The sequence below is a fragment of the Povalibacter sp. genome (genome assembly GCF_036735925.1).
Lineage (GTDB): Bacteria > Pseudomonadota > Gammaproteobacteria > Steroidobacterales > Steroidobacteraceae > Steroidobacter.
Genome location: NZ_DAINNK010000005.1, coordinates 14,549 through 28,350, shown reverse-complemented (window position 1 = coordinate 28,350; position 13,802 = coordinate 14,549). Strand labels below are relative to the sequence as shown.

Sequence of the window (13,802 nt, the reverse complement as noted above, 5' to 3'; positions counted from 1 at the left end):
TGCCCCCACCCTAACCCTCCCCCGCTGCGCGGAGGAGGGGACCGGCAAGCGAGGCTCGTTCTGATCCCCTCCTCCGCGCAGCGGGGGAGGGTTAGGGTGGGGGCAACTCCAATTACCCAGCCAGCCGCGCCAGCGCCACCAGCCCCTTCACATCCTGCATGCGTTCGACGCGCAGCGTTTCCAGGCCGAGCCGCAGCACGTCGAATCCCGCCTCCTGCAGCGACTGGCTCACGTAGCTCGGCCGATGCACGTAACGTCCGTGCACTTCCAGCTTGTACGGTTCCGCCGCATCGTCGGGCAGCGCTTCGACCGTGAACAGGAACAGTCCGCCCGGGCGCAGCGCGACGGCCGCGGTCTCGCACACGTCCTTGAGACTGCCGAAGTATTCGAGCGTGTCCGCGGCGATGGCGGCGTCGAACTGCTTCGGGTGCGAGTTCATGAACGCACACAGATCGCCGACGGCCAGTTCGTCGTAGCCGCCGCGTTCGCGCGCGAGTTCGACCATCTTCGACGACAGATCGACGCCGGTGAGCCGGCTCGCCAGCGGCCGCAGCAGCGGTCCGCACAGACCGGTGCCGCAACCGGCGTCGAGGATGTCGAGCTTCGCGGACGGATCGATCACCGTCGACAGCATCGCCGTCACCAGTTCCGGCGCGCGATAGCCCAGTTCGCGCAGGTTCTCGTCGAAGTGCCGCGCGTACCGGTCGAAGAGCTTCGTGACGTATTCGCCGTCGGCGCGCTCGGGCACATCGATGCCCGAGGTGGCCGCCACCATGTGACGGGCCATCGGATTGTCCGGCGCCAGCGCCAGCCATTCGCGATACGCGGCCGCGGCCTGCGCGAAATCGCCCAGGCGATAGAACAGCTGTCCGAGGCTTTCGTAGGCGCGCGCGAATGTCGGCTGCTGCCGGGCCGCCATCTGCAGATGCTTCACGGCAGCGTCGTAGTCGCCCGAGTCGCGCAGGCTGACGCCGAGGTTGAACCACGCCTCCGCCATGTCCGGCGCGAGCGCGATCACGCGCCGCCACGCTTCGCGCGCTTCGGCGAACTTGTCCTGGAAGGTGAGAATGTTGCCGAGGTTGTTCCACGCGTGCGGATTGGTCGGCAGCAGATCGAGCGAGCGGCCAATGAAGCGCACCGCATCGATGCCGCGGCCGAGCTGGAAATGCAGCATGCCGTAGAAGTGCAGCGCGTCGGGATGATCCGGATTCTGTTTCAGGACCGCCTGATATCCGTCGATCGCTTCCGACAGACGACCGGCCTGATGATCGGCAATGGCCTGGGCAAGCGTGGCTTCTGGAGTGGACACGTCTGGATGCGCCTCAAATAGCGACCGATGCTAAACCGCGACGCGGCAACGTCCAATTGGAAATGCCGTCGAAGATAGGACCGTCACTGATCCGCCAGTTCGTAGCCGGTGCTGCGGCCGCCGCCCGGCGACTTCCTCAATATGCCCAGTTCCAGCAGGCCGGTCGTCAGCCTGCCAGATGTACGGCTTTTCTCCGCTATTCATGCGGAGATTAGGCGTCCGATTCGCCGCAAGGGCAAGACCGGGAATGCGCTTCAGAAGTCGCGAAATGAGATACGAGAAATCTCGCCGGGAGCACTCAACAACCGTTTCGCTCCCGCGCCGCGCAGTTCCTCATCCGTTCCGTAGCCCCACAGCACGCCCGCCGGGAACACGCCGTTGCGCGTCGCGCCCAGCATGTCGTGCTCGCGGTCGCCGATCATCACCGTGGCGGCGGCATCGATGCCCGTTCGTTCGAGCACGTGCGCGATCAGTTCGGATTTGTCTTCCAGCCGGCCGTCGATCTCGCTGCCGAAGATTGCCGCGAAGCGTCCCGACAGGCCGAAGTGATCGAGGATGCGCTGCGCATACACACGCGGTTTGGACGTCGCGACATACAGGCGCGCACCGCTGCGTGAAAGCTCGTCGAGCGCGACGGGAATGCCTTCGTACACGGCGTTCTCGAACATGCCGATCGCCGTGAAGCGCTCGCGATAGGCTTCGATGGCGGCGCTCACGCAGGGCGCATCGCGTTCGGAGGCCAGCAGCGCTGCAAAGGAATCGCGCAACGGCGGACCGATGAGCTTCTGCAGTTCCGCTTCGGCCGGGCTGGGTACGCCCGCCCTGTCGAGTGCGTGCTGGATGCAGGCGATGATCCCCGGCCGGGAATCCGTCAGCGTGCCGTCCAGATCGAACAGGATGTTCATCAGTCGAGTCCCGCCCGACCGGGAATCCAGTAAGTCTTGGTCTTGAGGTTGCGCACCCCGCGCTCGCGAAGCGCGTCGCGCACGGCCAGCACGAGAGGTGAGCCACCGGTCAGCGCGACCGTGGCGCCAGGCATTTCCGCCAGCCTGGCGACGATGGCGTTCACGGCGCCTGTGCTGTCGTCTGTCGCTACGAAGTCCGCCGACTGCAGCCCAACGGCCTTGGCCGCTTCACGTGCAGCCTCGGGTGATGCCACGAGAAAGACGCCGTGAACCTGCTGCGGACGCTCGATGCCGAACGCGGCTGCGGTCGCGATGCTCGTCTCATCGCCGACCAGGATGACCGGACCCGGATCGAGTGACAGCGAGCGCTGCGGCCCCATGAATCGCAGTTCGTCGCCGATCTTGATCTGCGACAGCCAGCGCGCCGCCGGTCCGCTGCCGTGTGTCCGGCAAAGCAGGGCGATCCCGCGCTCCAGCGCGACGGGTGTGTAGGTCCGCATGTCATCAGCGGGCAGCAGGACCTGCACCTTCATGCCCGCCGCGGGTTTTGGCGTATCGCTCTCGAACACCAGTCGCCGGAAGCCCGGCGCGACGTCGCCGACCTCCACGACGCGTCCGCGTCGAAGCAATGCATTGCCGAGAAGTCGAGCGAATTTGCCTTTGGCTGACATGACTGCCTTTGTTCTGATCAACCTCCGGTACGGAGGCGGATGGGCTTTGGGAGGCGCGATTGTCCACGAAAACAAAGGCAGACGTCTCGCGCTCGAAGACCCGATTGCGATGAAAGCGATTGCCCGCTTGCGCTCCTCGCCGCCAAGCGTATAGTCTCAGTAATACACATATACACCCCATGTTCCAGCTCAACCCCCATTCCGGCGTGCCGATCTACCGCCAGCTCTGCGAGCAGGTGCGGCGCATGATCGCGGGCGGCCAGCTGCCGGCCGGCGCCGCGCTGCCCTCGGTGCGCGACCTGGCGATCGAGCACGCCGTCAATCCCATGACCATCTCCAAGGCCTACAGCCTGCTGGAAGCGGAAGGTCTGCTCGAACGTCATCGCGGACGGCCGATGACGGTGGCCAGCCGTCCGCGCCTGCAGGCAGGCCCGTCGCAGCGGCTGAACGCACTGAACAGCGAACTCGACCGGCTCGTGCTCGCCGCACGGCAGCTCGATCTCACGCCGACCGAAGTGATCAAGGCATTGCGGGAAAAATGGGAGGCAGCCGATGCAGGCATACGTCGTCGCACGGGATCTCGGTAAATCCTTCGGTCCGAAATGCGTGCTGCGCGATCTCGACTTCACGGTCGAGCCCGGCGACGTCGTCGGCGTGCTCGGCAAGAACGGCGCGGGCAAGACCACGCTGCTCGAAATCATGCTGGGATTCTCGCCGGCATCGCACGGGCGCGTCAGCGTGTTCGGCCAGGAGAGCTTTGCGCTGTCCGCCGCGTCGAAAGTGCGCATCGGCTTCGTTCCGCAGCAGGATGAACTGCTCGCGCCGCTGACCGCGCGCGACCAGGTCGCCACCGTGGCCGCCTTCTATCCGAACTGGGATGCGCCGCTCATCGAGCGCCTCTGCAATGCATGGGAACTCGACCTCGACGAACGCATCCAGTCGATGTCGGTCGGCCAGCGGCAGAAGCTCTCGATCCTGCTCGCCATGGGTCATCGGCCGGATCTGCTGGTGCTCGACGAACCGGTCGCGAGTCTCGATCCGATCGCGCGCCGCCGCTTTCTCGAACAGATCGTCGAAGTGACTGCCGAGGCCGATCGGGCCGTGGTGTTCTCCTCGCACATCGTCAGCGACGTCGAACGTCTCGCCAGCAGGATCTGGATCGTGCAGGACGGCGCGCTGCGCTGGCAGGGCGGGCTCGATGCGCTGAAGGAATCCGTGGTCCGTATCCGCATCCGCAACGCCGGCGCAGCGGAGGCTCTGCCTTTCCGGGCGCTGCACGTGACGCGCTCCGCCGGCCACCTCAGCGCCGTCGTCGACGACTGGAGCGAAGCGCGCCATGCCGCGCTGTGCAGTCAGTTCGGCGAGGCGATCGAGGTCGAACCGCTGTCGCTGGAAGACATCTTTCTGGCGCTGCATCGATGAAGCCCGTCCTCCGACTGCTGTACGGCTACTTCTTCGCCGTGCCCTGGCTGCGCTGGCTGAGCCTGGCCGGTGTCGCGACACTCGTTCTGAGCGCTCTGTACCTGCTGTTCATCGCGCAGCCGTTCGCGGTCCAGGGCCTCGCCGTGGCGGGACTGATGGCGCTGTTCTTCGGCACGGCGCTGATGCCATTGATGGTGGGCCGCCTCGCCCGCAGCAAACAGGCTGCCCTGCTGCCCTGGGGACGGGCGCGCATTCTCCTGAGTGCGCTGCTGACCACGGCGATCGTCGCCTTCCCGTTGCCGCTGCTCGGCGTCATTGCGCTGATGACCGTGGCGCCAAAGGCAACCCTGGAGGCGGCCTTCTACGGCAACGGCAATTCGCTCGCGCAGTTCCTTACGACCACCTTCTTCTGGCAGATGTATGTCGTCTGTGCGTGGCAATGCACCAGCCTCTACATCGTTCTGTGGTTCGCGACCCACGAGCGCGGCGTCGCCGGCATGCTGAAGAGCCTGCTGATACCCGTTGCCGTCCTGTTCGTTCCGCCCCGGTTCGTCCGCATCGATCCGACGATTTCGCTGGCCTGGCCCCTGAGCCTGCTGCTCGCGACGTGGTTTCTCATCGTCGCCTACCTGCTCTGGTGGCCGCGCATCGCGGCCCGCCTCACCCGCCGGTTCGGCGGCATCACGGCAACGACCAGCAAGGGTGGGCGGGTTGCGAGCGAAGTCGATCTGATCCTGGAACTGGACCGTCCCTGGCGATTCGCGCTGGCGCAGAGTGTGCCGATCGCGGTCGCGGCGCTCTTCATCCGCGAACCTGCGGCGTGGCTCTTCTATCTCACGATCTTCGGCGTGATCGCCGGCGCCAGAGCCGGGCGCGCCGCGATGCTGAGCCGCACCCTGTGGCTGCGATCGGATGCGGATCGCCGCGCGCTCTTCGACCGGGTCGAAAAGGCGTTCTGGACGCACACCGGTTATCAGCTCGCGGCGCTGATTGCGCTCATGGTCGCTGTCGGCACGTTCATCGATCTGCCGACGAGATTCCTCGGCGCGGGGATTCCGCTCATTCTTCTGTCCGGCACCACCACGATGTACCTGGGGCTCGCCATGACGCGCGGCATCAGGTTCGGCGACGCTGTGTCCGCGGTCGCGCTCATGCTGGCTGCCATGTCGATCGCGCTGCTGGCCGCCAAAGAATCGACACCGCTCGCAGCGATAGCAGGCATCGAAGCTGCCTTGGCCGTGGCCACCCTCGCGCTGCGTGCACTGGCGGTCCGGCGCTGGTCCGCGCTCGACTGGTCGATCTGTCGTCGATGACGTCCAGGTTTCCTGCTCATGCACGCGCGATCGTCATCCTGTGCTGTTCGATCGTCGGTGCCGGCGCGTGGCTCGCCTACCGCGCCCACACCCAGGTCGCACGCGCCGCCGCCACGTATCTCGATTCCGGCCTCGCCGCGGGCTATTTCAGCGGAACCGCGCTGATCGCACGCGACGGACGAATTCTTTTCGAGCGCGGTTATGGCCAGGCGGATCACGAGCGCGGCACCCTCAACGACGCGCAGACCGTCTTTCAGATCGGCTCGATCACCAAGACCTTCACTGCGACGCTCGTCATGCAGCTCGCCGAGCAGGGAAAACTGGACACCGGCGCTTCCGTCTGCGACTACCTGCAGGACTGTCCCGCCCATTGGCGGTCGATCACGATCGCGCACCTGCTCTCGCATACTTCCGGCATGCCGGCAGATCGCGTCGACGACACCTACCTGCAGCGGATGCAGGAACAGGCGACGCCCGGGCAACTCCTTCGCGAATCCGGTCAGCAGCCGCTCGACTTCGAACCCGGCGCTGAATTCCGCTACAGCAATGCCGGCTACAACACGCTCGGCGCCGTCATCGAACAGGTCACGCGCAAACCGTATGCCGAGGTGCTGCGCGAGAACATCCTCGATCCTCTGGACATGCAGGCCAGCGGCATCGGTACATCCGGGCCGGCGTTGGCGCGCGGCTACGTCGCGAATGACGCGGGAGGCGCGGATCTCGCCCCGGACTTCGAACCCACCCGCGCCTACGCGGCAGGAGCGATGTATTCCACCGTGGCAGACCTGCTGCGCTGGGACCAGGCCCTCTACACGGATCGCCTGCTGCCGCAGCAGGTACTCGAACGCATGTGGACACCGGTCCGGGAACACTATGGCCTGGGGTGGGGGGTTCGCGCGATCTCGCAAGCCACCGCCGGGCATCGACAGGTCATGCATGGCGGCCGCGTGCCCGGATTCATTGCCGGTCTGTTCCGCTTCCCCGATGACCGCGTCACGATCATCGTGCTGTCGAACGTGGTCAACACCAACGTGGAAGACGTCGCCGGCAATCTGGCTGCCATCGTGTTCGGTCAACCCGCGCGCATCCCGACGCACGGCCGACGCATCCGGCTCGATGCTCGCGCTGTCGAACCTTTCGTCGGCCGCTACCGATGGGCACCGGGAATCACGCTGGAGTTCAGCGCCGAGGGCGACGAGCTGCTGGCGAGACTCGGAAACCAGCCGCCGGTGCGGCTCTACCCTGAAGCGGCCACGAAATTCTTCGCCCTCAGTCTGGATGCGCAGGTCTGGTTCGACGACCTGCACGACGGCAAGACACAGCGGGTGACGGTGCGTTACGGCGGTGAGCACTACGAGGCGCCGCGCGAACGATAGTCCTGCGTCAGAACCGGTAGCCGAACGTCACCGAATAATTCGCCGGCGCCGCGTAGTAGCCGACCTGGTACAGGCTGGAGATGTATTTCTCGTCGGTGAGGTTGTTGGCGTTGAAACGCAGGCTGGCGTGCGACGTGATGTCCCAGCCGGCAAAGAAGTTCAGCGTTGCGTAGCTGTCCTGGCGGACGACGCCGGTGTTGATGCTGCCTTCGGCGCCGCCGTTGGTGGTGTCGATGGTCCGGATGTCGCTCTGCCAGCGACCGAACAGTCCCAGTTCGAGCTGCGTCAGACCCGGCACGGTGGTGCTGATCGCGAGATTCGCGGTGCGGCGCGGCACGAACGTGTAGGTATCGGCGCCCTGCGGATCTTCGAGCTGGAGCGCCGTGAAGCCGAACACGACATCGACGTAGTCGTTGAGACGTCCGGTCGCTTCGAGTTCGACGCCCTTCGATTCGACATCCAGGCCCACGTAGTAGTACTGGCCGGTTTCGGGATCCTGGCCCGCGTAGGTGGCGAGGTTTTCCTGTTCGGCTGTGAACAGCGCGAGCGTCGTCAGCAGGCGCTTGTCGAGCCAGTCGGCCTTCACGCCGATTTCATAGTTCACGCCCTTCGACGGATCCATGTAGTTGCCGTTGACGTCGTCCTGGTCCTGCGGCTGATAGATGTCCGAGTAGCTGGCGTAGGCCAGCAGGTTGTCGGTGAGCTGGTACGTCACGCCTGCATACGGGCTGAGTTCGCTTTCGGTCTGATCGAAGCGTGCGCCGCCGCTCTCGCCGTCGCGGTGATACTCGGCCCAGTTGAAACCGGCGATGGCAGTGAAGCGGTCAGTGAGCGCAAGGCGCGTTGCGCCGTACGCGCGCTTCAGGCGCTGGTTCATGGTGCTGTCGACGATGGCCGACTCCCACTGCGGCTCGGGGACGACGTTGCCCGCATACGGGAACGCGCCCAGGTCCGCGTACCAGGAGGGATCGTCATCCGGAAATGGACGGTAGAACTGCGTGCCCTGGCTGCGCGAATAGCTCACGCCGAGGATCGCTTCGTGCGTGCGCCCCCACGCGTCGAATTCGCCGTTCACCGTCAGGTCGACCAGACTGGATTCATCCTCCGTGGGCCAGCTGCCCGGCCACGGGAGCAGGCCGGTGTCGTCGGAATTCAGTCCGCGGTCGAAGTAATCCGTGTAGACGTAGAACAGCTTGCTGTCGTCTTCGTACGAACGGTAGTTGTAGCTGAGCCTGACGTCCCACGAGTCCGACAGCGCGTACGTGAACTCGGCGAAGGCCGTCTGGTTCTCCGTGTCCCAGAAGCTCCAGTCCTGCGTGGTCGAGGAACTGCGCGGGAATTCGGCCTGCGTGCCGTCCTTGTAGTTGAGGACGATGGCGCCCCACATGTTGCCGTCGGTGTTCGCGTCCTGGTACGAGTAGCCGAGCGTCAGCGTGCCGCGCTCGCCGATCTGGCCGTCGATCACGCCATAAACATAGGCGCGCTCGTCGCTCTTGCCTCGCAGCCAGGAATCGCCTTCCTCCGCGGCCGCGACGACGCGTCCTGCCCACGAACCGCTTTCGGTGAACGGCGTCGAGTAGTCCGCTTCGATGCGCTTCGTATCCCATGAACCGAGCGTCACGCCGAGATAGCCCTGCACGTCGTTGGTCGGACGCTTGCGCACGTAGTTGATGGTGCCGGCGGCATTGCCGACGCCGGTGAGCAGGCCATTGGCGCCGCGGATGACTTCGATCTTGTCGTAGCCGAACGAATCCATCGAGCCGGTGACGATGCCCCAGTTGTTGGGCAGGCCGATGCCGTCGATCTGCGTGTTCTTGATATCGAAACCGCGCGACATGTAGTTGGTGCGGTTGGTTTCCCATTCCTCGACGTTGATGCCGGTCGCGAGACGCAGCGCGTCGTTGATGTTGTCGGTGCCGAACTTCTCCATCTGTTCCGCGGTGACGACGCTGATCGACTGCGGCGTGTCTTCGATCGCGAGATCGAGACCGGTGGCGCCCTTGCTGACGCGGTCGGCGCGCTTGGCCGTGACCAGCACCGCTTCCAGCGTCGCATCGTCCGCGGCCAGGGCCGTCGATACGAACACCGGTACGACACAGCCCATCCCCGCTGCCATGACTACGGCAACGCCTTTCACTCTGGAACGCATCGTCTTTACCTCGGAAAGCGGCTTCAGTGCGAATACAGATGAGAAGTATTCTCACTCGTATTCACCTTTCCGGGCAACCTCGTCGGTTGTGATCCTTTCTCCTGTGGGTCAGGCTTCAGCCTGACTCCTCAGAAGGCCGGCTAAAGCCGGCCCCACAGAAGATAAAGATCCCGCAGGTCACCATCCTCGCGCATGACCGCACCGAGCAGCGACTTCGACCGATTCGACTACATCATCATCGGCGCCGGCAGCGCCGGCTGCCTGCTGGCGAACCGGCTGTCGCGCGATCCGCGGCATCGCGTGCTGCTGCTCGAAGCCGGCGGCAAGGATGACTACTTCTGGATCGGCATCCCGGTCGGCTACCTCTACACCATCGCCAATCCGCGCACCGACTGGTGCTACCAGACCGATCCCGACGAACATCTCGCCGGCCGCTCGATCCATTACGCGCGCGGCCGCGGACTCGGCGGCTGTTCCTCGATCAACGCCATGATCTACATGCGCGGCCAGCGCGAGGACTGGGATCACTGGGCCGCGCTCGGCAATCGCGGCTGGTCGTGGGATGAGGTACAGCCGATCTTCCAGTCGCTCGAAGATTTCGCCGGCGGCGCGGTCGACGGCTATGGCGCGGGCGGCGAAGTACGCGTCGAGAATCCGCGCGTGCGCTGGGACATTCTCGATGCCTGGCGCGCTGCTGCCGCCGAGTGCGGCATCAACCAGATCGGCTGCTTCAACGGTGGCGACAACGCCGGCAGCGCGTACTTCCAGGTCACCCAGAAACGCGGCCGGCGCTGGAGCGCCAGCGATGCCTTCCTGAAACCGGTGCTGCAGCGATCCAATCTCACGGTGCTGACGCACGCCCACGTCGAACGCCTGCTGTTCTCCGGACGCGAATGCACCGGCGTGCGCTTCCGGCGCGGCGATCAGGTGCATGAAGTCCGCGCCACCCGCGAAACGATTCTCGCCGCCGGCGCCATCGGTTCACCGCAACTGCTGCAGGTCTCCGGCATCGGCGCGCCCGATCTGCTGCAGTCGCTGCAGATTCCCGTCGTGCATGCGCTGCCCGGCGTCGGCGAGAACCTGCACGATCATCTGCAAATCCGCCTGCAGTACAAGGTCAGCAACGTGCGCACGCTGAACCAGATGGCCGGCACGCTGTGGGGCAAGGCGGCAATGGCCATGCAGTACTTCGCGCTGCGCACCGGTCCGCTGACGATGCCGCCGTCGCAGGTCGGCGCGTTCGCACGCAGCGATCCGTCTCAGCCGAGCGCGAACATCGAGTGGCACGTGCAGCCGCTGTCGCTCGACAGGTTCGGCGATCCGCTGCACGACTTTCCCGCGATCACGCCGAGCGTGTGCAACCTGCGTCCGCGTTCGCGCGGCTGGGTCCGCATCCGCAGCGCCAGCACTGCCGATTTCCCCGCGATCAAACTGAACTACCTGCAGGACGAGGACGACCGCCGCGTCGCCGTCGATTCGATCCGCTTCACCCGCCGCATCATGGCGGCGCAGGCGCTGCAGAAATACAGCCCCGAGGAATACCGTCCCGGCGCCAGCGTCGAAGACGACCTGTCACTCGTACGCGCCGCCGGCGAACTCGGCACGACGATCTTCCATCCCGTCGGCACCTGCCGCATGGGCAGCGATGCGCTCGCCGTCGTCGACGCCGACCTGCGCGTGCACGGCGTGAACCGCCTGCGCGTGGTCGACGCGTCGATCATGCCGCGGATCACTTCCGGGAATACGAACGCGCCGACGTATGCGATTGCGGAAGTGGGGGCGCGGGCGATCCTGCGGGACGCGCGATAGCCATGTCGTATCGCGTCGCCGCGGATCGGGTGCGACTCATTTCTCATCGCACGCACGAGACGACCCGATCGATCGCCGGAGGCGGGATGCTCCTTCTCCTGCTGTGCGCACAGCCGGCATGGACCGCTGAGAACGCACACGGCAACCGTCCGTTCGAAGTTCGCGATGCCGTCGGGATGGCGTACTTCGGCACGATCGAGTCGTCGCAACGCGATCATCTGTCCGACGATGGGCTGATCTCGCCGGACGGACGCTACATCACGAAGATCACGCATCGCGGCCGCCTTCCCGAAGGCGTGACGGAAGGAACGATCTGGCTGTTCGGAACGGACGAGGTTCGAGCATTCATCCGCAACGGTGGCCCGCCGCCGGAGCCGATTCCTCTCGTGCGCATGTCTGCCGCAGTCAACGGTCTGACGGCGGACTGGTTCAACCGCGACAACACGATCTCCGAACTCGCCTGGGCGGACGATGCGCGCAGCCTGACCTTTCTGGGGCGCGATGGCCGCGAGAATCGGCAGCTGTTCCGTGTTGACATCGCCACGCGCGCACGGACGGCGATCTCTCCGGACGACGTCGACGTACCCGTCTATGCCGCGGCCGGTCGCTCGCTGGCATTCCTCGCATTGAAGGGCGTGAACGAAGAAGAACTCTGGCAATCGGCCGGGCCGAACGTGCCGGACATCGAAGTCGGCGTCGGCAAACCGCTGATCGCGATGCTGTATCCGAACTTCCGCGGCAACGACCTGTCCGGCCGGCTGGAGGCGCACCTGTGGCGCGCCCGCGATGACAAGGCACAACCCGTCGTGGACGACGCGACACGACAGCCCGTCAGCCTTCGCGTGGCCTATGGAAACCTCACCGCATCGCTCTCTGCGGATGGCGCCCGGCTCGCAACGACCGCGTATCCCTCGCCGCAAGCCGCCGCGCCGGCGTACGCGATCGTCGATCTCGACTCCGGCCGGCTGCAGGCCGTCGCTGGCGCCAGCGTCCGTCCGTATCGCTATCGACGCAGCGCGCTGTTCAGGGCGGCCTGGTCGGCGAACGATACGCAGATCGCGATCACCGAAATCGATCTTGTCGCAGCGGGCGGCAAACCGGACCCGTGCACCATTGGCGTCGCAGATCTCCGCACAGGCACCGTCCGCTGCGTTCTGACCGCTGAACGCAACTCACCGGAACTGGTACGCGAAGTCCGCTGGGTGTCGCACGACCGGCTGTACGTCGCACTGAAGACCTTCGGCAAGGAGCTGCATCGCTCGCTGATCATCGACCGCGACAGGCAACGCTGGCTTGCCCCGCGCGAAGCCGACCGGAAATTCCTTCCGCCAATACGATTCGTCGTGCAGGAGTCGTTGAACGAACGACCGGTCCTGGTCGCCGTGGACACGCTCGCGGAAAAACGACGACCGATCTTCGATCCCAATCCGCAGCTCGACGAGGTCGAACTCGGCGAAGTGCGCATCCACGAATGGCGCGATCGTCATGGCAGGACGCATCGCGGCGGACTCGTGTTGCCGCCGCACTGGCAGTCCGACCGGCGCTACCCGCTCGTCGTCCAGACTCATGGCTTCGATCCGGAGCGGTTCTTTCGCGTCGGCGACGCGGATACGGCCAGCGCCGGACGGGCGCTGGCGGCGCGCGACATCATCGTGCTGCAGGTTCGCGAGCCCAGTGCCGCCGATGCGGAATCGTGGCGCGACGCCACGGAGCTGGGAATGGACGTCTATCTTGCGGGCATCGATCAGCTTGTCAGGAACGGCTTCGTCGATCCGACGAAAGTCGGCATCAGCGGCTACAGCTATACGGGATGGACCACGGCCGCATCGATCGCGAATGCGCCCGATCGATTTGCTGCGGCAGTGATTGCCAATACCGACCCGGTGACGTTCACCGGTTATTTTGCAGGCGTGGATTCCTTCATTCCTCGCGCCTACCAGGACGTCTACGTCGGCGCGGCTCCGTACGGCGCAGGACTCAGGCTCTGGGGCGAACGTGTGCCCCTGCTCGCATCCGGCCGCATCGAAGCCGCCGTGCTGTTCTCTGCGGCAGATCCCTGGCACCTCATCAGCTGCTGGGATCTGTACGCCGCCATGCGGGATCAGAACAAACCCGTCGAGCTGCAGTACTTACGCAGCGGACAGCATGTCCTCTCGAAACCGCTGCACAAGCTGGCGCACCAGGAAATGATCGTCGACTGGTTCGAGTTCTGGCTGGCCGGCAAGGAGCAGCCGGCGCCCGGGAAAGCCGATCAGTACCGTCGTTGGCGCCAGATCAGGGACGAGCGCAACGTCGCGACTCAGGTACCGTAGGTCGAGAACACTTCTGTCTGACCATCGATGCGTACCAGCAGCACCTCGTAGCGATCGACCCGGCCCGACGACACCTCCATGCCCGGCGAACCGGCCGGCATGCCCGGCACTGCGAGCCCCTTGCCCTTGCGTCGGTCCTTGAGCAGACGCTGGATGTCCGCGGCCGGCACATGGCCTTCGATGAAGTAGCCACCCACCTCGGCGGTGTGACAGGAACTCAGCGAAGCCGGCACGCCCAGACGCTGCTTGAGCGGCGCGAGGTCATCGAAATCCCGGACCTCGGTCCTGAAGCCGGCCTTTTCGAGGTGCTGCACCCACAGGCCGCAACAGCCGCAGGTCGGCGTCTTGTTCACGCGCACGATCTGCGGCGATTTTTCCTCGCCATAGGCAAGCAGGGGAATCGCGCCCAGCGCCAGCAATGTCTCTCTGCGATTCATGTGCGGTCTCCATCGGATCGAGGGAGACGCAGCATAACCGCGGAACGGTGCGATCGTGGTGTTCATCCTGCCCGGCAGCCCGCCCTTCGCCGACGTTGC

At 65.4% G+C, this 13,802-nt stretch carries 11 protein-coding genes; 6 read left to right on the top strand and 5 right to left on the bottom strand.

What is annotated here, in order from left to right; all coding sequences use genetic code 11:
* Nucleotides 1–112: 112 nt before the first annotated feature.
* From V7D81_RS03060 to V7D81_RS03050, 3 genes are all read right to left on the bottom strand, one after another.
* Nucleotides 113–1,309, bottom strand: coding sequence for a tetratricopeptide repeat protein (locus V7D81_RS03060; RefSeq protein ID WP_324314397.1), 1,197 nt, complete (start codon nt 1,307–1,309; stop codon nt 113–115).
* Nucleotides 1,310–1,563: 254 nt separating this feature from the next.
* Nucleotides 1,564–2,214 (bottom strand): HAD hydrolase-like protein, encoded by a 651-nt coding sequence (locus tag V7D81_RS03055; RefSeq protein WP_324314396.1) that lies wholly within the window; start codon nt 2,212–2,214, stop codon nt 1,564–1,566.
* Entirely contained in the window at nt 2,214–2,885 is a 672-nt protein-coding gene (locus V7D81_RS03050) for a siderophore-interacting protein (protein ID WP_324314395.1), read from the bottom strand. Before V7D81_RS03050 ends, V7D81_RS03055 begins: the two co-directional genes overlap by 1 nt.
* A 179-nt stretch (nt 2,886–3,064) precedes the next feature.
* Between V7D81_RS03050 and V7D81_RS03045 the strand changes: the two genes are divergently transcribed.
* The 4 genes from V7D81_RS03045 to V7D81_RS03030 are packed head-to-tail and all read left to right on the top strand — an operon-like array spanning nt 3,065 to nt 6,996.
* On the top strand, nt 3,065–3,472 hold the full coding sequence (locus V7D81_RS03045) for a GntR family transcriptional regulator (RefSeq protein ID WP_324314394.1): 408 nt from the start codon (nt 3,065–3,067) through the stop codon (nt 3,470–3,472).
* On the top strand, nt 3,438–4,307 hold the full coding sequence (locus tag V7D81_RS03040) for an ABC transporter ATP-binding protein (RefSeq protein ID WP_324314392.1): 870 nt from the start codon (nt 3,438–3,440) through the stop codon (nt 4,305–4,307). The genes V7D81_RS03045 and V7D81_RS03040 overlap by 35 nt, the downstream gene beginning before the upstream one ends.
* Nucleotides 4,304–5,620 carry a hypothetical protein gene (locus tag V7D81_RS03035; RefSeq protein ID WP_324314391.1) on the top strand — a complete coding sequence of 439 codons (1,317 nt, stop codon included), beginning with the start codon at nt 4,304–4,306 and terminating at the stop codon, nt 5,618–5,620. Before V7D81_RS03040 ends, V7D81_RS03035 begins: the two co-directional genes overlap by 4 nt.
* A complete protein-coding gene (locus tag V7D81_RS03030; RefSeq protein WP_324314389.1) occupies nt 5,617–6,996 on the top strand; it encodes a serine hydrolase in 1,380 nt (459 codons plus the stop codon). The genes V7D81_RS03035 and V7D81_RS03030 overlap by 4 nt, the downstream gene beginning before the upstream one ends.
* A gap of 7 nt (nt 6,997–7,003) precedes the next feature.
* Here V7D81_RS03030 and V7D81_RS03025 read toward each other — a convergent pair whose 3' ends face one another.
* Nucleotides 7,004–9,145, bottom strand: coding sequence for a TonB-dependent siderophore receptor (locus V7D81_RS03025; protein WP_324314388.1), 2,142 nt, complete (start codon nt 9,143–9,145; stop codon nt 7,004–7,006).
* Between the two features lie 192 nt (nt 9,146–9,337).
* Between V7D81_RS03025 and V7D81_RS03020 the strand changes: the two genes are divergently transcribed.
* A complete protein-coding gene (locus V7D81_RS03020) occupies nt 9,338–10,954 on the top strand; it encodes a GMC family oxidoreductase (protein WP_324314387.1) in 1,617 nt (538 codons plus the stop codon).
* Nucleotides 10,955–11,040: 86 nt separating this feature from the next.
* Nucleotides 11,041–13,266: a prolyl oligopeptidase family serine peptidase gene (locus V7D81_RS03015; RefSeq protein ID WP_324314386.1), complete on the top strand. Its 2,226-nt coding sequence runs from the start codon at nt 11,041–11,043 to the stop codon at nt 13,264–13,266.
* Here V7D81_RS03015 and V7D81_RS03010 read toward each other — a convergent pair.
* Nucleotides 13,254–13,703, bottom strand: coding sequence for a DUF411 domain-containing protein (locus V7D81_RS03010; RefSeq protein WP_324314385.1), 450 nt, complete (start codon nt 13,701–13,703; stop codon nt 13,254–13,256). The two genes, V7D81_RS03015 and V7D81_RS03010, sit on opposite strands and share 13 nt — an antisense overlap.
* Between the last annotated feature and the right edge of the window lie 99 nt (nt 13,704–13,802).

Coding starts and splice junctions, on each gene's coding strand:
- V7D81_RS03055 (WP_324314396.1), bottom strand. CDS start 2,214: ATGAACATCCTGTTCGATCTGGACGGCACGCTGACGGATTCCCGGCCG.
- V7D81_RS03050 (WP_324314395.1), bottom strand. CDS start 2,885: ATGTCAGCCAAAGGCAAATTCGCTCGACTTCTCGGCAATGCATTGCTT.
- V7D81_RS03045 (WP_324314394.1), top strand. CDS start 3,065: ATGTTCCAGCTCAACCCCCATTCCGGCGTGCCGATCTACCGCCAGCTC.
- V7D81_RS03040 (WP_324314392.1), top strand. CDS start 3,438: ATGCAGGCATACGTCGTCGCACGGGATCTCGGTAAATCCTTCGGTCCG.
- V7D81_RS03035 (WP_324314391.1), top strand. CDS start 4,304: ATGAAGCCCGTCCTCCGACTGCTGTACGGCTACTTCTTCGCCGTGCCC.
- V7D81_RS03030 (WP_324314389.1), top strand. CDS start 5,617: ATGACGTCCAGGTTTCCTGCTCATGCACGCGCGATCGTCATCCTGTGC.
- V7D81_RS03025 (WP_324314388.1), bottom strand. CDS start 9,145: ATGCGTTCCAGAGTGAAAGGCGTTGCCGTAGTCATGGCAGCGGGGATG.
- V7D81_RS03020 (WP_324314387.1), top strand. CDS start 9,338: ATGACCGCACCGAGCAGCGACTTCGACCGATTCGACTACATCATCATC.
- V7D81_RS03015 (WP_324314386.1), top strand. CDS start 11,041: ATGCTCCTTCTCCTGCTGTGCGCACAGCCGGCATGGACCGCTGAGAAC.
- V7D81_RS03010 (WP_324314385.1), bottom strand. CDS start 13,703: ATGAATCGCAGAGAGACATTGCTGGCGCTGGGCGCGATTCCCCTGCTT.